Origin of the sequence: Asanoa iriomotensis, assembly GCF_016862515.1 — a bacterium.
In the GTDB taxonomy this organism is placed as follows: domain Bacteria; phylum Actinomycetota; class Actinomycetes; order Mycobacteriales; family Micromonosporaceae; genus Asanoa; species Asanoa iriomotensis.
This window is the reverse complement of sequence record NZ_BONC01000001.1, coordinates 98563-116775: the sequence shown is the minus strand read 5'-3', so window position 1 is coordinate 116775 and position 18213 is coordinate 98563. Positions and strand designations below refer to the sequence as shown.

The 18213-nt window shown below is 74.0% G+C and carries 16 protein-coding genes; 12 read left to right on the top strand and 4 right to left on the bottom strand.

Going from position 1 to position 18213, the window contains the following annotated elements; all coding sequences use genetic code 11:
• The first annotated feature begins 107 nt into the window (after positions 1–107).
• The 4 genes from Air01nite_RS00500 to lysA all read left to right on the top strand — a co-directional run bounded on the left by Air01nite_RS00500 (position 108) and on the right by lysA (position 3796).
• Positions 108–1226, top strand: a complete 1119-nt coding sequence (locus Air01nite_RS00500) for a sensor histidine kinase (RefSeq protein WP_203699733.1) — start codon at positions 108–110, stop codon at positions 1224–1226.
• Complete coding sequence (locus Air01nite_RS00495) at positions 1223–1885, top strand: response regulator (protein WP_203699732.1); 663 nt, start codon at positions 1223–1225, stop codon at positions 1883–1885. The genes Air01nite_RS00500 and Air01nite_RS00495 overlap by 4 nt, the downstream gene beginning before the upstream one ends.
• A gap of 287 nt (positions 1886–2172) precedes the next feature.
• A complete protein-coding gene (locus Air01nite_RS00490) occupies positions 2173–2505 on the top strand; it encodes an Lrp/AsnC ligand binding domain-containing protein (protein ID WP_203699731.1) in 333 nt (110 codons plus the stop codon).
• On the top strand, positions 2441–3796 hold the full coding sequence (lysA, locus tag Air01nite_RS00485; RefSeq protein ID WP_203699730.1) for a diaminopimelate decarboxylase: 1356 nt from the start codon (positions 2441–2443) through the stop codon (positions 3794–3796). Before Air01nite_RS00490 ends, lysA begins: the two co-directional genes overlap by 65 nt.
• Here the strand turns inward: lysA and Air01nite_RS00480 are convergent.
• From Air01nite_RS00480 to Air01nite_RS00470, 3 genes are read right to left on the bottom strand one after another with little or no spacing between them, the layout of a single operon-like run.
• Positions 3793–4215, bottom strand: a complete 423-nt coding sequence (locus Air01nite_RS00480) for a hypothetical protein (protein WP_203699729.1) — start codon at positions 4213–4215, stop codon at positions 3793–3795. The two genes, lysA and Air01nite_RS00480, sit on opposite strands and share 4 nt — an antisense overlap.
• Positions 4212–4784 carry an RNA polymerase sigma factor gene (locus Air01nite_RS00475; protein WP_203699728.1) on the bottom strand — a complete coding sequence of 191 codons (573 nt, stop codon included), beginning with the start codon at positions 4782–4784 and terminating at the stop codon, positions 4212–4214. The genes Air01nite_RS00480 and Air01nite_RS00475 overlap by 4 nt, the downstream gene beginning before the upstream one ends.
• On the bottom strand, positions 4774–5964 hold the full coding sequence (locus Air01nite_RS00470) for a S8 family peptidase (protein ID WP_203699727.1): 1191 nt from the start codon (positions 5962–5964) through the stop codon (positions 4774–4776). Before Air01nite_RS00470 ends, Air01nite_RS00475 begins: the two co-directional genes overlap by 11 nt.
• A 126-nt stretch (positions 5965–6090) precedes the next feature.
• On the opposite strand from Air01nite_RS00470, the gene Air01nite_RS00465 reads away from it, so the two are divergent.
• Positions 6091–8685: a CHAT domain-containing protein gene (locus Air01nite_RS00465; protein WP_203699726.1), complete on the top strand. Its 2595-nt coding sequence runs from the start codon at positions 6091–6093 to the stop codon at positions 8683–8685.
• Positions 8682–9314 (top strand): LysE family translocator, encoded by a 633-nt coding sequence (locus Air01nite_RS00460; protein WP_203699725.1) that lies wholly within the window; start codon positions 8682–8684, stop codon positions 9312–9314. Before Air01nite_RS00465 ends, Air01nite_RS00460 begins: the two co-directional genes overlap by 4 nt.
• On the opposite strand, the gene Air01nite_RS00455 is transcribed toward Air01nite_RS00460, so the two are convergent.
• A complete protein-coding gene (locus Air01nite_RS00455) occupies positions 9261–10262 on the bottom strand; it encodes a LysR family transcriptional regulator (RefSeq protein WP_203699724.1) in 1002 nt (333 codons plus the stop codon). The genes Air01nite_RS00460 and Air01nite_RS00455 overlap by 54 nt on opposite strands.
• Positions 10263–10384: 122 nt before the next feature.
• Between Air01nite_RS00455 and Air01nite_RS00450 the strand changes: the two genes are divergently transcribed.
• The 6 genes from Air01nite_RS00450 to Air01nite_RS00425 all read left to right on the top strand — a co-directional run bounded on the left by Air01nite_RS00450 (position 10385) and on the right by Air01nite_RS00425 (position 18206).
• The gene (locus Air01nite_RS00450) at positions 10385–11266 is read left to right on the top strand and encodes a serine hydrolase (protein ID WP_239090398.1); all 882 of its coding nucleotides are present in this window, start codon (positions 10385–10387) and stop codon (positions 11264–11266) included.
• 113 nt (positions 11267–11379) lie between these two features.
• On the top strand, positions 11380–12336 hold the full coding sequence (locus Air01nite_RS00445) for an MBL fold metallo-hydrolase (RefSeq protein WP_203699722.1): 957 nt from the start codon (positions 11380–11382) through the stop codon (positions 12334–12336).
• The gene (locus Air01nite_RS00440; protein WP_203699721.1) at positions 12336–12875 is read left to right on the top strand and encodes a DUF4232 domain-containing protein; all 540 of its coding nucleotides are present in this window, start codon (positions 12336–12338) and stop codon (positions 12873–12875) included. The genes Air01nite_RS00445 and Air01nite_RS00440 overlap by 1 nt, the downstream gene beginning before the upstream one ends.
• Before the next feature lie 9 nt (positions 12876–12884).
• On the top strand, positions 12885–13514 hold the full coding sequence (locus Air01nite_RS00435; RefSeq protein ID WP_203699720.1) for a LysE family translocator: 630 nt from the start codon (positions 12885–12887) through the stop codon (positions 13512–13514).
• Between the two features lie 333 nt (positions 13515–13847).
• Complete coding sequence (locus tag Air01nite_RS00430) at positions 13848–16970, top strand: OmpL47-type beta-barrel domain-containing protein (RefSeq protein WP_425546852.1); 3123 nt, start codon at positions 13848–13850, stop codon at positions 16968–16970.
• A gap of 15 nt (positions 16971–16985) precedes the next feature.
• Positions 16986–18206 (top strand): multicopper oxidase domain-containing protein, encoded by a 1221-nt coding sequence (locus Air01nite_RS00425; protein ID WP_203699718.1) that lies wholly within the window; start codon positions 16986–16988, stop codon positions 18204–18206.
• Positions 18207–18213: the final 7 nt, after the last annotated feature.

Sequence of the window (18213 nt, the reverse complement as noted above, 5' to 3'; positions counted from 1 at the left end):
GATCACGCTACGAACCGCGGCGGCCGTGGTCGTCCCGCGTGGGAGCCATCTTCGGAGTCCCTGGCACGAGGGACGACCGGTGCGCGGCCGGCGGTCAGAATGGCAGCGTGAAGGGAACCGCCGCGCGCCGGGTGGCCCCCGCCGTGCTGGCGGTGGCCGCCGTCGTCGAGGCGTTGGCCCGGTACGTGGCCTCGGACGTGACCGGCGGCCCGTTCCTGGTGCTGGTCGGGTGCCTGGCGCTGGCGTCGACGGGTCCGTTGGCGTTGGCCGCGCGCCGCCCGACCGCGGTCGCGGTGGTGGTGACCGCCGCCGTGGTGGTCTCGCTGGCCGGGTTCGGCCTCTGGACCGTCGCCGGTGTGCTGGCCCAGCTCGCCGCGGCCTACCTGGTAGGGCGGTCCGGCGCGCTGGCGGTCGCGGTGCCGTTGGGCCTGCCGTACCTCGTGCTCGCCTTCTTCGACCCGCTCGGTGTGCTGCTGGCCGGTCTGGTCCCGTTCTGCGCGCTCGCCGGTCTCGCCGGTCGGGTCGGCAGCGCCGACGCGGCGCACTCCGCGGCCCGGTCCGCGTTCGCGGGGACGCTGGTCGAGCACACGGCGCGTGGGGAACGGGCACGGATCGCCAGGGAGCTGCACGACGTGGTGGCGCACCACATCTCGATGATCTCGGTGCAGGCGGAGAACGCGCGGTTCACGACGCCCGCCCTCCCACCGGCGGGCGCGGAACGGTTCGCGGCGATCGGCGGCACGGCCCGGGCCGCACTGACCGAGATGCGGCGGCTGCTGGGCGTGCTGCGCTCGGACGCGCCGGCCGTCGCCGAGCGGGCGCCGCAGCCGGGCCTGCGGGAGCTGGCGGCACTGCTGGACGAGGCGCGGGACGCGTCGGGCGCCGGGACGCGGCTGATCCTGCGCGGGCCGCCGGTGCCGCTGGACCCGGGGGTGGAGCTGGCCGCGTACCGCATCGTCCAGGAAGCCCTGACCAACGCCCGCCGGCACGCGCCCGGCGCCGCGGTCGACGTGTCGGTGACCTATACCCCGGAGGGCGTGTGCGTGCGGATCCGCGACAACGGCCCCGGACCCGCCGGTCCGCTCGACGCCGGGGGCCATGGCTTGAGCGGCATGCGGGAGCGGGCGGCGGCGGTCGGCGGGCGGTTGCGCACCGGGGTGGCCGGCGCGGCCGGCGGGTTCGTCGTCGAGGCCACCCTGCCCGCACCGGTTTCGGAGGACGGATGATCCGGGTGGTGGTGGCCGACGACCACGAGGTGGTCCGCGGCGGGTTCGCGGGGCTGCTCGCCACGCAGCCGGACATCTCCGTGGTGGGCACCGCGGCCGACGGCGCGACGGCGGTGGAGGTCTGCGGGCGGACGCGGCCGGACGTGGTGCTGATGGACATCCGGATGCCCGGCGTCGACGGCATCGAAGCGACCCGCCGGCTGACCGCGACGGCGGCGCGTCCGCGGGTGCTGATCCTGACGACGTTCGACCTGGACGAGTACGTCTACGACGCGATCCGCGCGGGTGCGAGCGGCTTCCTGCTCAAGGACGTCCGCGCGGAGGCCCTGTTCGACGCGGTACGCGTGATCGCGGCGGGCGAGGCCCTGCTGGCACCGACGGTGACGCGGCGGCTGATCGCGCAGTTCGCGCTGCAGCACCGCCCGCAGGCACCGGCGCCGGTCGCGTTGTCGGCGCTGACGCCACGCGAGACGCAGGTGCTGCGGCTGGTGGCCGAGGGGCTGTCGAACCCGGAGATCGCGGCCCGCCTGGTGGTCTCGGAGGAGACGGTCAAGACCCACGTGAGCCGGATGCTGACCAAGCTGGGGTTACGCGACCGCACGCAGGCGGTGGTCGCGGCGTACGAGACGGGTCTGGTCGTGCCGGGTGCGCGCGGCTGAGCCGTTGCGGGAACTCGCAACGCATGCGGACAACCGCCGCCGGCGCGGCCGATACTCGGCTCTCGGCACAAGCCGACATCCGATCGAACGGGGGTTCGACATGGGCAACACGACGTGGGACTGGTTCAACTGGGACTGGTTCAACTGGGACTGGTGAAAACGATCCACCGGGCCGAGGGCGTCCTCGGCCCGGTGGTGTCAAGGACGAGTCAGATGCGGGGGCCTGGGCGTAGCGAAGGCGTCAAGGAAGGTGCGCGCGGCGGGCGGGGGGTCGCACGATCGGTGTCATGAGCGGAGAGGTCGAAGCGGTCATCCTGGTCTGGCTCAACCGGACCCAGGACGCGCCCTGCCTGGAGGCCCACCTGGCACGCCGGCCGGAGGTGGTCGACGCCTGGTGGGTCGCCGCCGATTCCGATGCCGTCGTGCGGGTGCGGTGCCAGGACATGGCGGCGCTCGACGGTCTCGTCCGCGGGCTCCGGCACCACGCCGGGGCCGGGCGCACCCTGACCCACCTCGTCCTGCGGCCGTTCGACCCGCACCTCACCAGGAGCACCAATGAGCCTCTCGGATCTCATCCCGTCACTGCGCACCTCGCTGCCGCCGCAGCGGCTGTGCGCTGAGATCTGGCCGGCGTCGACCCGCCACACCGGGCACGGCGCGATCAGTGTCGGCGGGGTCGACCTCGCCACGCTGGCCGAGCAGCACGGAACACCCGCGTACGTCATCGACGAGGACGAGGTCAGGAGCCACTGCCGGGAGTACGGCTCGGCCTTCGGCAACGGCCACGTCGTCTACGCGGCCAAGGCGCTGACCAGCCGGGCCGTCCTCCGCTGGGTCAAGGAGGAGGGGCTGGGCCTGAGCGTCTACTCCGAGGGGCAGCTCTCCGTCGCCGCTGCGGTGGGGTTCCCGGCCGAGCGGATCGTGCTGCACGGCGACGCGAAGACGCCCGCCGACCTGCAGGCCGCTCTTGACTACGGGGTCGGCCGGGTGGTCATCGAGTCGGCCTCGGAGGTGACCCGGCTCGCCGCGATCGCGACCCGGAAGCAGAAGGTGCTGATCCGGGTGCTGCCCTCGCACGACGCGCTGTTCGACGGCGTCGCCGGGCTCCCCGCGCCGAACGACTGCGACCGGTTCGGCGTCGCCGCGCCCAGCACGGCGTTCGACGACCTGGTCAAGCGGATCGTCGCCCAGCCCAAGCTCGAGCTGGTCGGCCTCGACTGTTACGTCGGCTCGCAGATCAGCCGGTTCGGCGGCTACGAGCGGGCGATCCAGCGGCTGGTCGCGGTGGCCGGCCAGCTCGCCCGTACCAGCGGAATCCTGGTTCGGGAGATCAACATCGGCGGGGGTCACGCCGCCCCCGCCGTGGACGGTGAATCCCCCTTCGCCGTCGCCGCGTTCGCAGGTCGGGCCCGGGCGGTCCTGGGTCTGGCCTGCGAACGCCAGGGCGTGCCGGAACCGGAGCTGGTGGTGACGCCGGGTCGGGCCGTCGTCGCCAGGGCCGGTGTGGCCCTGTACCGGGTCGTGGCGGTTCGCCGCGAGCCGGAGGGCACACAGCTGGTCGCCATCGACGGAGGGCTGAGCGACAACCCCCGGCCGGCCCTCTACGGCGCCCGGTACACGGCCGTCCTGCTCGGCCGGGCCGGCACCGGTCCCGCGGTGTCGAGCACGATCGTCGGTCGTCATGACGAGGCCGGCGACGTGCTCGCCCGTTCGGTGCCGCTCCCGGCCGACCTGCGTCCCGGCGACCTGCTGGCCGCGCCCGGTGCGGGCGCGTACCACCTGCCGCTGGCGTCCAACTACAACCTCGTCGGCCGGCCGCCGCTGATCGCGGTGCGCGACGGCGCAGCCCGGGTCGTCGTCCGCCGCGAGACGATCGACGACGTGCTGTGCCGGGACGTGGATCTGGCCTAGATCGTCACCCACTCGGTGACGACGACGGTGTCGCCGGCGCGCAGGTGCAGCCGGAACATGCCGCGCGGCACCGGGCCCAGCACGAACCAGCCGACCTCGTCGACCTGCGCGGCCGCGACCACACCGGTGCGGTCGCGCAGCTCGATCTCGCCGGTGCGCGGGGGCACCACCTGACCGTGCAGCGCGTCGTCGGTGACCTCGACCTCGATGGTCAGGTCGCGGGCCGCGAAGGTCAGCGCCCGCACCGGGGCCTGCTCGGCCCGCGCTCCCGTCAACGACTCGGTGGACAGGGCGGCCAGCTCCGCGTCGACGGTCCGCCAGGCGAAGGCGGACCGGCCGATCTCCCGGATCCGGTCGGGCACCTCCGCCGCCTCCCGCCGGGCCTCCGCCAGAGCCGTGATGATCTCTTCGTCCGTCATGGCTGCTGCTCCGCTCCGGCGACCGCGGCCAGCACCGGGTCGCTCCGCAGCTTGTCGAGGCAGCGCCGGCGGGTCGGACCGATCGCGCCGACCGGTGTGCCGGTGCTGCTGCTGATCTGGGCGTACGGCGCCGGCGGGTCGTCGAACAGCAGCGCCAGCAGCTGCCGGCAGTGCTCGGGCAGGTTGTCGAACGCCGCCCGCAGCGCGATGTGCCGCTCCTGGGTGAGCAGCACCTCCTCGAACGCCGGGTCGTCGACGGTGTCCAGGCCGGCCTCGTCACCGACCAGCACCTGGCGCCGCCGCGACCGCAGCAGCGCCAGGCACTCGTGCCGCACGGTGGTGGCCAGCCAGCCGGGCAGCGCGGCCGGCTCGCGGATCGTGCCGAGCCGCTCGACCAGGCGCAGCCAGACCGAGGCCGCCACGTCCTCGGCGTCGGCACCGCCCAGCCCGTAGCGCCGGCAGACCGCCCACACCAGCGGCGCGTAGCGGTCGACCAGCGCGTCCCAGGCACCGGCGTCGCCGTGCCGGGCCCGCTCGACCAGGCCGACGACGGTCGGGTCATCCCGCATGGCCGGCCACCAGCCAAGGCGGTGTGCTGATGCCGGAGTCGGTCGCGCCGAGCAGCCGGTCGAACGCCTCGGCCGCGGTCTCGCCCGCCGTGCGCGCCGCCGCGACCGCGCCGGTGACCTGCGCGGCCGCGAACGAGGTGCCGGTCCACCGCGCGTACTGGTCGAAGTCGATGAACTCCGTGACGAGGGCGCCCTCGACGAAGTGGGTCACCTCGAACTCACCGTCGACGTAGGTCGAGACGACGTCGCCGCCGAGCGCGACACAGTCGACCCACGGGAGCTGCGGGGTGATCTCGGCGACCTTGCGGTCACCGCTGTCGTCCAGGTAGGTCGCACCGACCGCCACGACGCCGGGGAACGCCGCGGGCCACGCCGGCAGCTCGGCCTGCTCGCTCATGCCATGGTTGCCCGCGGCCGCGACCAGCAGGCTGCGCCCGGCGTGGCGCTCGACGGCGCGGCGCAGGGCCAGCGGGCCGTCGGGACCGCCGCGCCGGCAACCGAGGGACAGGTTGATCACGTCGTACGGCACCCGCTCGTCGGCGAGCTCCGCCAGCGCGACCGCGGTGTCCCAGACGGTGGCGCGGCCCTCCTCGCTGAGCACGCCGTGCACGACGATCTCGCAACCCGGAGCCCGCTTGGCGATCAGCCCGGCGACGAACGTGCCGTGCCCGGCCCACGCCTTGCCGGTCACCGGCGCTTTCTCCGTCGCCGCGGACGCGTGGCCGTCGAGCTGCGGGTGCCGGATCAGTGTCGTGTCGAGCATCGCCACCCGCACGCCGGCGCCGGCACCGCCGGCCGGAATCGTCCCGAAGTCCGCCGCCGACGCCTTGTCGAGATCGGACATGAACGCCATCGGCTTGGTGTGCGGATAGCCGACGACGCCGGTCATCGTCGCGTTGCCGTCGATCTCGGGCACCCGGGCGCCGTCGTCGCGGAACGCCTGCCGCAGCCGGTCGAGGACCTGCTCGATCACCACGTTGTCGGGCAGCGACTCGTCGACGCTGCTCAGCCGGAACCGGCTGAGGCCCAGGAGCTCCTGGGCCTCGTCGACACCGTCGACCCGGACCAGGGACTGCAACGCGGGCAGGCTCAGCTTCTGCCGCACGAGATCGGTGTCGGGCCAGTCGACGACGAGGTGGGCGTCGGAGTAGTCGTCGGAGGGTTCAAGGAAGTCGCTCACAGTTCCTCCAGGGGAACGAACGAACGGACGACGCGGTCGACCCACGGACACACTATCGGTCGCCCTTGATACACCGTCGGGCAAATTTGCTGGAGTACGGGCCGCGTACCCCGCGAGGATGAGGACGTGGACGCGCGGGCACAGGCGGACGCGGTCGCGCAGCTCGCCGACACCCATCCGGGCCGGGTGCCGCCGCTGGCCGCGCGGGCGCTGGCCGCCGCGCGCCGCTCCGGCGACCCGGCCGCCGCCGCGATCACCCAGCGGGCCTGGGGCCACGCCCTCCTGCAGACCGGCGAGATGGACGACGCGATCCGCCACCTGCGCTCCGCGATCACGCACAGCCGCCGCGCCGGACTGACCACGGTGGCCGGTGAGGCGCGCGGGAAGCTGGCGTACGCGCTGGTCATGCGCGGCCGCCCGCGCCAGGCTCTGGCCGAGGTCGACGCGGCCGTGCGGACCCTGACCGGGGTCGCCGCCGACCGCGCCCGGGCGCAGCGGGCGGTGATCCTCACCGAGATCGGCCGCCACGACGAGGCGCTCGCCGACTACCAGGCGGCCCTGCCCGGGATCCGGGCGTCCGGCGACGAGATCGCCGTGTCGCGGCTGCTGACCAACCGCAGCGTGCTGCACATCCACCGGTACGCGTTCGCCGCCGCCGTCGCGGACCTGGGCGAGGCCGAGGCGATCTCGGCCCGGCTCGGCCGGCCGCTGGCCGTCGGCATCATCGTCGAGAACCTCGGCGTCGCCGAGGCGCTGCGCGGCGACGTGCCGGCCGCGCTGGCCCACATCGACCGCGCCGAGCGGCTGATCGCGGATAACGGCGGGCACGTCGCGCTGGCCGTCTACGACCGTGGCGTGCTGCTGCTCGCCGCCGGGCTGGCCGGCGAGGCGCGGCAGGAGGCCGAGCGGGCCGCCACCATGCTGCGCCGCGAGGGGCACCGGCTCAAGGTGCCGGAGGCGCGGCTGCTGCTGGCCCAGGCGGCGTCGGCGTCCGGCGACTGGCGGGTGGCGGCCGACCAGGCACGGCTGGCGACCCGCGAGTTCGCGTCGCAGCACCGGTCGGAGTGGGCCGCACTCGCCCGCCTGACCCTGCTGCAGGCGCGGCTGCGGGCTGGCACGACCACCGCGCGCGGCGCCGACGACCTGGTCACCACCCTCGCCGCCGCGGGCTGGCCGGCCGCCACGGTGGAGGCGCACCTGGTCGCCGCCGCGCTGCGCCCGACGGTGGCCGACGCGCACCTCGCGGCCGCCGCCCGGTGGGCCCGGCGGCGGGTGCCGGCGGCCGTCCGGGCCCGCGGCTGGTACGCGGAGGCGCTGCGCCGCGCGCACGCCGACCCGGCGCGGGCGGTCGGCGCGATCCGGGCCGGGCTGCGCATCCTCGACGAGCACGCCGCGTCGCTGGGCGCCGCCGACCTGCGGGTGCACTCGGCCGCCCACCGCCGGGAGCTGACCGCGCTCGGCCTGCGGCTCGCGCTGCGCGACGGCCGGCCGCACCGGGTGCTGGAGTGGGCCGAGCGGGGCCGGGCGAGCCGGCTCGGCCACCGGCCGGCCCGGCCGCCCGCCGACCCGCTGCTGGCCGACCTGCTCGCCCAGCTCCGCGGCGTCGCGTTCGAGCTGGCCGACGCCGGCGCCGCGGACACGGCCCGGCTGGTGCCCCGCCAGGTGACACTGGAGCGGCGGATCCGCGACCACGTGCGCACCCACCGGCCGGTCGGCGAGACTCCACGATGGACACCCGTGCCGCTCGACGCGTTGCGGGCCGCGCTGGGGGAGCGCCGGCTGGTCGAGTTCGTCGAGTCCGACGGCGTGCTGCACCGGCTCACGCTGGCCGGCGGCCGGCTCGACGCCCGGGCGATCGGCCCGGTCGCGCCGATCGCCGACCTGGTCCGCCGGCTGCCGTTCGCGCTGCACCGGCTGGCCCGGCCCGGCGACGCCCGCCGGTCGGCCGCGGCGGCCCTGCTCGACGCCGCCGCCCGCGCGCTCGACGCCGCACTGCTGGGCGGGGCCGGCGACGAGCCGCTGGTGGTGTCGCCGACGGGTGCCCTGCACAGCGTGCCGTGGTCGATCCTGCCGTCCTGCGCGGGCCGGCCGGTCACCGTGTCCCCGTCCGCGACCCTGTGGTGCGCCGCGGCGGGTCCACCAGCCACTGTGGACGTCGCCGTGGTCGCCGGGCCGCGGCTGGTGGGCGCGCGCGCCGAGGCGCAGCGGGTCGCCGCCATCCACGGCGTCGCGCCGCTGCTGGACGCGCCGGTCGAGCGCGTCCTCGCGGTGCTCGGCACGGTCGGCGTGCTGCACCTGGCCGCGCACGGCCGGCTGTCGACCGACAACCCGCTCTTCTCCGACCTGCTGCTCGCCGACGGCCCGCTGCTCGTGCACGACCTGGAACGGCTCGACCGCACGCCGCACACGGTCAGCCTGGCGGCCTGTGACAGCGGGCGGGCGGCGGTCTACGCGGGCGACGAGCTGCTCGGGCTCAGCGCGACGCTGGCCACCCGGGGCACCGCGCAGCTCGTCGCGCCGGTGCTGCCGGTGCCGGACCTGGCGACCGAGCCGGTGATGGTCGCCTACCATGAGCGCCTGGCGGCCGGCGCCCCGCCGGCGGTCGCGTTGGCCGCGACCCAGCACGCGCTGCGCGACGCCGACCCGCCCACCCGGGCCGCGGCGGCAGGCTTCAACTGCTTCGGCCACGGTTTCACCGCACCGTTCCCAGGAGGTCCATGATGGACACGCATCTCGTGCTCGCGTTCGTCGCCGCGTGCGCGCTGATTTCCCTCGCGCCCGGCCCGGACCTGCTGTTCGTCGTGGCCAACGGGGTCGCCGGCGGCCGGCGGGCCGGCGTGCTGGCCGCCCTCGGCATGTCGACCGGGCTGGCCATCCACACCGTGGCCGCCGCGTTCGGCCTCGGCGCCCTGATCAGCGCGGCACCACAGGCGCTGACGGCGGTGCGCATCGCCGGCGCGGCGTTCCTGCTCTACCTGGCCGTGATGACGTGGCGCAACAGCCGCGCGGAGCTGGAGCCGACCGCCGTGCCGCGCCGGTCGCTGCGCCGCACCTACCTCATGGCCACCCTGACCAACCTCGCCAACCCCAAGGTGATCCTGTTCTACCTGGCGTTCCTGCCGCAGTTCATCGGCACGGGCGCCGGCGCCTGGCCGGTCACCGCCCAACTGCTCGCGCTGGGGCTGGTCTTCATCGTGATCGGCCTCGCCGTCGACGGCACCGCGGGCCTGCTGGCCGGCGCCCTGGCCGAGAAGGTCGCCGCCCGCCCGGGCTTCCGCCGCACCATGGAACGGCTGTCAGCGGCCGTCTTCGCCGGCCTGGCCGCCCGCCTGGTGGTCGACAGCCGCTGACGGCGGGTCGTAGACCACGGCCCACGGCCGCGCCTCGCCGACCAGGTGGCGCACCGGCTCCGGGCCGGTCAGGATCGCGGCGGCGAGCGCGCCGAAGGCCGGCGCCGCCGGGTGGGGTGAGCGGTCCGGCCAGACCGCGGAGGTACGCCGTTCCAGCACCGCGCCGGCGATCGGGCGCCAGGCGACCCGCGCCTCGCGCCGCGCGGTGCTCTCCGGTTCGAAGGCCACGCACTGCCGGCCGAGCACCAGGCCGAGCAGGAAGTCGGGGTTGCGGGCGTGCCGCACCCGGCGCGGGTCGAAGCCGTGCCGGCGGCAGGCGTCCAGGATCTCGTCGTACCAACCGGGCGCGGTGGCCCGCGGGAACATCGCCAGGTCGTGGCCGGCCAGGTCGGCCAGGTCCAGCTCGCGGAGCCGGGCCAGCGCCGACGTGCGGGGCAGCACGACGCCCAGCCGGACGCCGACCACCGGCCCGGCGCGCAGCCCGTCGGCGAGGTCGACCGGGTGGTGCACGAGCCCGACGTCGAGCCGCGCCTCCGCGAGCATCCGGACCTGCTCGGCGCTGGTCAGCTCGTGGAGGTCCACGTCGAGGCCGGGCGCCCGGTCGGCCATCCCGGCCAGCAGCGCCTGCAGCGTCACGGCGGGCGTCTCGGGCGGCACGCCGGCCCGCAGCGTGCCGATCTCGCCGTCGGCGACCTTGCGCATCACGAGCCGGACCCGCTCCTCGGCGGCGAGCAGCCCGGGCGCCTCGGCGGCCAGCAGCCGCCCGGCCACGGTCAGCGCGACCTGCCGGCGGGAGCGGTCGAACAGGGCGACGCCCAGCTCGCGCTCGAGCCGCTGGACCGCCTGGCTCAGCGGCGGCTGGGCGATGTGCAGCCGCTGCGCGGCCCGCCCGAAGTGCAGCTCCTCGGCGACGACGAGAAACTGCCGCAGGTGCCGAGCAAGATCCACGCCACGAGCATATGCGTTCGCATATGGGTCGGCGTTTGCTCTGCATCCATATACGCACCACCCCGCGCCGGGGGTGGTGCGTATATGGATGCAGAGCAAACGCCCGCGTACCGTCGGTCGTCGTGACCTTGCGCCGGATACAGAAGATCTTCGATGCCGTCGACGTCGACGGCCAGTTGCACGCGGTCGACGTCGACAGCGGCGCGGAGGTCGCGGTCCGGGCCGACGAGCAGGTGGTGCTGGCCTCGATCGTCAAGGTCCTGCTGGTGTTGGAGTTCGCCCGCCAGGCGGCGGCCGGGCAGCTCGACCCGACCGAGCGGGTGGTCGTGCGGGCCGCGGACCGCCTCGGCGGCTGGGGTACCGCCGGCTGCGCCGACGACGCGGAGCTGTCCCTGCGGGACCTCGCCTACTTCGCAATGTCGGTCAGCGACAACACCGCTGCCGACCTGCTGCTGCGCCGGATCGGCCCGGACGTGCTGCCGCTGCTCGCCGCCGAGCTCGGCCTGACCGCGACGCGCGTCACGGGCGGGCCGCGGGAGCTGCTGGAGTCGATGTACGCGGACGCCGGCGCGGCCGACGACGCGCAGTTCGTGGCGCTGTTCCCGACCCTGTCCGCGGACCGCGTCCGCGCGATGCGGGTCTACGACCCGGCCCGCACGACCTCGAGCACACCCCGCGAGGTCACCCGCCTGCTGGAGCTGATCTGGCGGGACGAGGCGGGCCCACCGGCGGCGACCGCGCTGGTCCGCGCGCTGATGGCCCGGCAGATCTTCTGGACCAGGATCGCCTCCGGCTTTCCACCAGGCGTACGCGTCGCGGCCAAGACCGGCACCCTGCCGGGCCTGCACATGGAGGCCGGCGTCGTCGAGTACCCGGACGGCGGCCGCTACGCGCTGGCGATCTTCGCGCACGCCCGCCGGCTCGACGCCCGCCGCATCGACGTGGACCTGGCCATCGGTGAGGCCGCCCACACCGCGGTCGAGGCTCTCCGGCGTTCGGCCTGACCTGCCGCGATATGCGTACGCGTATCGGTCGTCAATGATCTTCGTCTTGGACGCCGGCCGGGCGGCGGTGGTTGGGTCTCCTGGTCGGATGATCCACTCGGAAGGGGAAACCCATGACAAACCGTCACCTCGACCGCCGTGGTCTGCTGCGGACCGCCGCCGCGACCGGGCTGGCCGCCACGGGGGCGGCCGGACTGGCGACCCCGGCGGCGGCAGCGGCGCGGTCGTTCCGGGCCGGCGCCGCGACGTTCCGCTGGTTCGGGACCGCCGGCTGGCGGGTCGACATCGGCGACCGCACGGTGCTGGTCGACCCCTACCTCAGCCGCTACTCCACCGGGCTGTTCGACGGTGCGATGGACCCGGCGACCCCGCTGAGCGTCGCCACCGCGACCGTCGACGCGCACGTCGGGCGCCCGGAGACCGTGCTCGTCACGCACTCGCACTGGGACCACTTCAACGACGTGCCGCACATCGCGGCGACCACCGGTGCCCGGGTGCTCGGGACGTTGACCACCTACCAGCTCGGGCTCGCGCTCGGCGTTCCGGCCGGCCAGCTCGGGCCCGTCAAGGGCGGCGAGGTGCTCGACTTCGGCGACTACACCGTCGAGGTGGTCGCGTCGCTGCACAGCCGCAACGCCGCGTACTCCGTGGGCATCCCGGGTGTGCGGCTGACCCGGCCGCCGCGACCCGCGACGGTCGCCGACCTGCCCGAGGGGGACACCCTGGCCTACCTGCTGTCGGTGCGCGGCGGGCCGGCCGTGTTCTTCATGGGCGCCAGCGACTTCGTCGCCCGCAACGTCGACGGGATGCGGCCCGATATCGCGATGGTGGCGATGGCGTCGGCCACGACCACGCACGAGTACGTGCCCCGCCTGCTCGAGGCGCTCGGGAAACCGCCGGTCGTGGTGCCGGTGCACTGGGACAACTTCGAGACGCCGCTGGTGAACCCGCCCACGGTGGCGCCCGCCGACCGCGAGCGGCTGGATGCCATGATCACTACGATCCGCCGGGTCGCACCGCGTACCCGCGTGGTCCTGCCCGACTACCTGAAGCCGTACACGTTCGCATGATGCCTCGCTCCCTCCGGCGCCTCGGCCTGCCGCTCGTCGCGGGCGCCCTGCTCGCCGCGGCCTGCGACGCGCCGGGCCCGACGCCGCTGCCCACCCCGGAGCGCACGCCGGCCGCCTGCGCCGACGGGTTCGAGATCACCGCCGGGCCTGTCGACTCCGCGGCCGGCCTGCGTGCCATGGGCCTCACGCTGCGCAACTGCGGCAACCTCCCGTACCCCCTCGACGGTTTCCCGGTCGTTCGGGTCCTCGACGACGCGCGCACCCCGCTGGCGGTCACGGTCGGCAACGGCTCCGCCCCGGTCAGCGCCCCGGACGCCTGGGACGCGGCGGCGCCCGGGCTGACGGTGCCGCCGGGCGGGACCGCGCGGGCCCGGGTGCTCTGGCGCACCACCGTGACCGACGGTGACCCGGTCGCCGCCACCCACCTCGCGGTGCGGCCCGCGGCGGGCGCACCGGAGCAGGTCGTCACCCCGGACGGCGGCATCGACCTCGGCACCACCGGTCGCATCGCGCTGAACGCCTGGCGCGACCCTGGGTAGGGTCGGATGGTGAGCTGGAGTTCGTACGCGTCGTTCGTGGTCTTCGCCCTCGTCCTCATCGCCATCCCGGGCGCCGACTTCGCGGTCACCGTGCGCAGCACTCTCGCCGGCGGTCGCACGCAGGGCCGGTGGACCGCCGGCGGCATCGCGTCGTCCAATGTGGTCCAGGGCCTGCTCGCCGTGGCCGGCCTCGGTGCGATCGTCGTGCACGTCGAGCCGCTGTTCCAGGCCATCAGGTGGGCGGGCATCGGATACCTGCTCTACCTCGCGGTGCAGTCATTCCGGTCAGCGGCGCGCGGCGACTACGCGTCACTCGACGACGCCGCCGGCACCCGCGCCGGAACCGCCTGGACCGGCTGGCGGCAGGGCTTCCTGTCCAACATCACCAATCCGAAGGTGCTGGTCTTCTACCTCGCGGTGCTGCCGCAGTTCCTCGGTCCAGGCACCTCCGTCGCGGTGCTGCTGCTGTTCGCGTTGACCCATGCCGCGCTCGGTCTGCTGTGGTCATTGCTCGTCGTGGCCGCCCTGCACCGGGTCCGCCGCGTGCTGCGGCGCCGCCGGGTGCGCCGCGCGCTGGACGCGGGGACCGGCATCGCATTGACCGCCTTCGGCGTCCGCCTCGCCGCCGAGAGTGCCTGAACCTACTGTCCAGTAAGGCTTCAGTGGCACGGGGGTTCTTACGCGTCTCTTTCGGACGGATCCTAACGATCAGGATCGCCCGTACTTTTGTTGTGCCAGATAAAAGTCAGGTCAACATCATCGAAAGATGTGGACAGTTCGATGATCAGCGATTAGGGTCACTCGCACACCAGGTTGTTTCATCGATGTAAACGGCGCGTGAGCAGTGCACCTCGCTCGCCGTTCCACGCCCACGTCCCCGACCCCCGAGACATCGTCGGCCCATCCCAGCGGGCCAACGAGGTCTGCTTTGCCATGTCTACCGTCGGTCTGACTGCGGAAGGTATGCCGGACATGCCCAAATCTGCCGTGCCAAGAGGCACGCGAAGGCGCCTGCTGAGCAGGCTCGGACAAGGCCGGTTCACCCGGCCGTCCGCCGCCTTCGCCGCCGTAACCGTCATGCTGGCCAGCGTCGTGCTGGCCGGGGTCCTGTCGGGCACCCGCCCGGCCGGGGCCGAGCCACCGGGTGACAGCGGCGCGCCGCAGCAACTCCAGGCCCAGGTGCTGACCTGGACGGCCGGGGACAGCTTCCAGGCGTACGCGTCGGTGCCCAGCACCGCCGTCGCCGGCGCGACCACCATCGTGTTCGAGAACAGCGCCGCGACCGGCAACACCACCGGTATGCAGCACACGCTGACCTTCGACACCGGTGATTCCCGGTACAACCGCGACGTCAGCCTCAACCTCATCGCGGACCCGTCCGACGCCAACGGCGGCCGGTGGACCGCGGACGTCACGCTCACCCCGGGCACCTACCGCTACTTCTGCGCGATCCCCGGCCACGGCCAGATGACCGGCCTGCTGGTGGTCACCGGCGGCGGCGGCGACACGACCGCGCCCGAGGTGTCCGCGCAGGTCGCGGGCGAGCGCGACGGTGACGGCAACTACATCGGCGCGGCCACCGTGACGGTGAACGCGACCGACGCCGGCTCCGGCGTGGCCCGTGTCGAGTACGCGCTCGACGGCGGCCCGTTCGGCACCTACTCCGGCCCGGTCACCGTCAACAGCCCCGGCGCGCACACCGTGCAGTACCGGGCGACCGACGTCGCGGGCAACACCTCCGCGACCGGGTCGACCCAGTTCACGGTGGTCGAACCGGAGGATCCGGACACCACCGCGCCGACCGTGACCGCCGCCGTGGACGGCGACCAGAACGAGAACGGCGCCTACGTCGGCAGCGCGACGGTCACGATCACGGCCACCGACACCGAGTCGGGCGTCGCCGGTGTCGAGTACTCATTGGACGGTGGCGCGTTCGCGGCCTACACCGCGCCGGTCACGGTCAACACGCCCGGCAACCACACCGTGCAGTTCCGGGCCACCGACGAGGCGGGCAACACGTCCAACGCGCAGTCGGTCGCCTTCGTGGTCGTCGACGCGCCCGACCCCGACAACACCGCGCCCGAGGTGACCGCCACGGTCGCGGGCGAGCAGAACGGGTCCGGCGCCTACGTCGGCTCGGCGACGGTCACCGTGGCCGCCACCGACGCGGGCTCGGGCGTAGCGACCGTCGAGTACTCGCTCGACGGCGCGCCCTACGCCGCCTACACCGCGCCGGTCGCGGTGAACCAGCCGGGTGCGCACACGTTCAGCGCCCGGGCCACCGACCAGGCCGGCAACACCTCGGCGCCGAGGACGGTGGAGTTCACCGTCGTCGACGCGCCCGGCCCCGACACCACCGCGCCGACCGTGACCGCCGCCGTCGCGGGCGACCAGAACGAGCAGGGCGCGTACGTGGGCAGCGCCACGGTCACCGTCACCGCCACCGACACGGAGTCCGGTGTGGACACCGTGGAGTACGCGGTCGACGGCGGCGCCTACGCCCCGTACACCGCTCCGGTCACCGTCACGGCGACCGGCGCACACACGGTCACGTTCCGGGCGACCGACGAGGCCGGCAACACCTCGACGCCGGGCAGCGTGCAGTTCACCGTCGTCGACGCGCCGAACCCGGACAACACCGCGCCGACGACCAACGCGAGCGTGGCCGGCAACCGGGACAACACCGGCGCGTACATCGGCGCGGCGACGGTCACCGTGACCGCCTCCGACGCGGACTCGGGCGTGGCCACCGTGGAGTACTCGCTGGACGGCGCACCCTACGCGGCCTACACCGCGCCGGTCTCCGTCAACCAGCCGGGTGCGCACACGGTCAGCTACCGGGCGACCGACCGGGCCGGCAACACGTCGACCCCGAAGTCGGTCGCGTTCTCCGTGGTGGCGCCGTCCAACGACACCACCCCGCCGACCGTCAGCGCCGCCATCAGCGGCCAGCTCAACAGCAGCTGGGCCTACGTCGGCAGCGCGACGGTCACGCTGACCGCCAGCGACAGCGGCTCGGGCCTGATGCGCGTGGAGTATGCCCTGGACGGCAGCGGCTACCTGGTCTACACCGGGCCCGTCACCGTCAACACCCCGGGCAGCCACACGTTCACCTACCGGGCCACCGACCGGGCGGGCAACGTGAGCACCACCGCCTCGGCCACGTTCACCGTGGTGGAGAGCGGTCCGCCGGCGCCGAGCTGCAAGGTCGCCGACAACCGCACCACGGTCTGGATGGGCACGCTCAACACCGGCGTGGCCAACCGGGTCGTCGAGGGTGGCTGCAGCATGAACGACCTGATCCTCGACGAGTCGCCGTGGGCCAGCGCCGCGGAGTTCGTCGACCACGTCACCGCCCTGGCCGACCGCTGGCACCAGCGCTCGCTGATCCCGCTCAAGGACAGGAACGGGCTGGTCCGCGGCGCCCGCGACAGCAACGTCGGCCGGTCGGAGGCCGTGCAGGGCTACGCGCCGCTGCTCGACAGCAAGATCGCCTCGTTCCGGCTCTGGGAGCAGGTCGGCGGTGGTGGCTTCCGCCGCAACGCCGACGGCTCGATCACCAGCAAGGCGGAGAACGGCCTGGGCATGCTCTGGTTCCCGGTCCGCACGTACGGCGACTTCTCGCTCAAGCTCCAGTGGCGGGACGACGCCGCGGGCACCGCGCGCACCAACAGCGGCGTCTTCGTCCGTTTCCCGCAGGTGCACCAGCACCCGCAGGAGCCGCGCCCGGAGTGGGTGGCCATCAAATACGGGCACGAGCTGCAGATCTTCGACAGCCCGACCGGTGACCAGTACAAGAGCGGCTCCGTGTACGGCTTCGACCGGGTCGACCTGGCCGACGCGGGCGTGCGGGACAAGGGCGTCTGGAACGACTACGAGATCCGCGTCGTCGGCCAGCACTACTCGATCTTCCGCAACGGCAAGTTGATCAACCAGTTCACCAACGCGCCGGGGCTGTCGTTCGACCCGCCGCGCGCCGACGACCCGGGCACCGACGGGCGCCAGCACGCGGAGGGCTACATCGGCCTCCAGAACCACAGCGCCGCGGACACGGTCAGCTTCCGCAACATCCGGATCGCTCCGCTGACCCCGTAAGCAAAGGACAGACCTGTGGAGAAGGAAACCTCACGCCTAGGGCTGGTGGGAGCGCCGCGGCTGTGGGCCGTCGCGATCCTCGCCGTGACCCTGGTCGGTGCGGGGGCCCTCCGGTTCGGCGGCCAGCAGGCCGCCGGACCGGCGCCCGCCGCGGTGGTCCCGGCCGCCAACACCGTCGGCGAACCCGCCGTCGCCAGCGCCGCCGAGCGGGCGGTCCTGGCCGCCCTCGCACCGGGCGACCGCCCGGAGGGCTGCATCCAACCGGACCGGCGGATCAACCTGTACGCGGTCGAGCTGCCCAAGGACGGCACCCAGATCCGGCTGGGCTACGGCCTGACGCCGGAGACGGCGTCGTACCCGGGGCCGCTGATCGAGATGATCGAGGGTGAGTGCCTCGCGATCACCCTGCACAACCAGATCCCGGCGGCCACGTTGGAGGCGCTGCGGCGCGATCCCAACATTCCGCTCGGGGTGTCGCTGCACACCCACGGGGTGAAGTACACCCCGACCTCCGACGGCACCATCCACACGGACTCGTACGTGCCGCCGGGCGGTCAGCGCACCTACATCTGGTACGCCAAGCCGCGCAACACGTCCACGGGCTCGCAGGGCACCGCCGGCTACTGGTGGTACCACGACCACCTGGGTGGTGGTCCACACGGGACACAGGGGATCGGGGCCGGACTGTTCGGCGGGCTCGTCGTGCGCCGGCAGGGTGACGTGCGGCCCGACCGGACCTACGTGACCGCGTTCGGCGACCTCCAGTCGATCAACCTCCGGCGGGGTGCCGCGACCGACACCTGCGATCCGGTCAACCCGGTGCCCGGACCGACCTGCATCATCGCCGACAAGGGGGAGCGGGTCGAGTTCCTGGTCATCGGCATGGGCAACGACATGCACACGTTCCACCTGCACGGCCATTCGTGGGCGGACACCAGGACCGGAACGGTCGACGGCACCAACAAGGCGATCGTCGACTCGGTGCCCGTCATCGACAACAAGACGATCGGCCCGGGCGACACGTTCGGTTTCCAGTTCCTCGCCGGTGACTCGGTCGGCGCGGGCAACTGGATGGTGCACTGCCACATGCAGTTCCACTCCGACCAGGGCATGTCGACGATGATGCACGTCCTCAACCCCGACGGCACACTCGCGGCGCACAGCGCCGACCACGCGCCGGTATCCGCCGCGGGTGCGCCGGCGGCGCACTCCGGACACCAGGCGGGCACGAAGTGACCACCGG

What these genes read in the sequence shown, in the direction of transcription:
- Air01nite_RS00445 (WP_203699722.1), top strand. Translation starts at nt 11,380, where the DNA reads ATGACAAACCGTCACCTCGACCGCCGTGGTCTGCTGCGGACCGCCGCC.
- Air01nite_RS00430 (WP_425546852.1), top strand. Translation starts at nt 13,848, where the DNA reads ATGCCCAAATCTGCCGTGCCAAGAGGCACGCGAAGGCGCCTGCTGAGC.
- Air01nite_RS00495 (WP_203699732.1), top strand. Translation starts at nt 1,223, where the DNA reads ATGATCCGGGTGGTGGTGGCCGACGACCACGAGGTGGTCCGCGGCGGG.
- Air01nite_RS00460 (WP_203699725.1), top strand. Translation starts at nt 8,682, where the DNA reads ATGATGGACACGCATCTCGTGCTCGCGTTCGTCGCCGCGTGCGCGCTG.
- Air01nite_RS00490 (WP_203699731.1), top strand. Translation starts at nt 2,173, where the DNA reads ATGAGCGGAGAGGTCGAAGCGGTCATCCTGGTCTGGCTCAACCGGACC.
- Air01nite_RS00480 (WP_203699729.1), bottom strand. Translation starts at nt 4,215, where the DNA reads ATGACGGACGAAGAGATCATCACGGCTCTGGCGGAGGCCCGGCGGGAG.
- lysA (WP_203699730.1), top strand. Translation starts at nt 2,441, where the DNA reads ATGAGCCTCTCGGATCTCATCCCGTCACTGCGCACCTCGCTGCCGCCG.
- Air01nite_RS00475 (WP_203699728.1), bottom strand. Translation starts at nt 4,784, where the DNA reads ATGCGGGATGACCCGACCGTCGTCGGCCTGGTCGAGCGGGCCCGGCAC.
- Air01nite_RS00440 (WP_203699721.1), top strand. Translation starts at nt 12,336, where the DNA reads ATGCCTCGCTCCCTCCGGCGCCTCGGCCTGCCGCTCGTCGCGGGCGCC.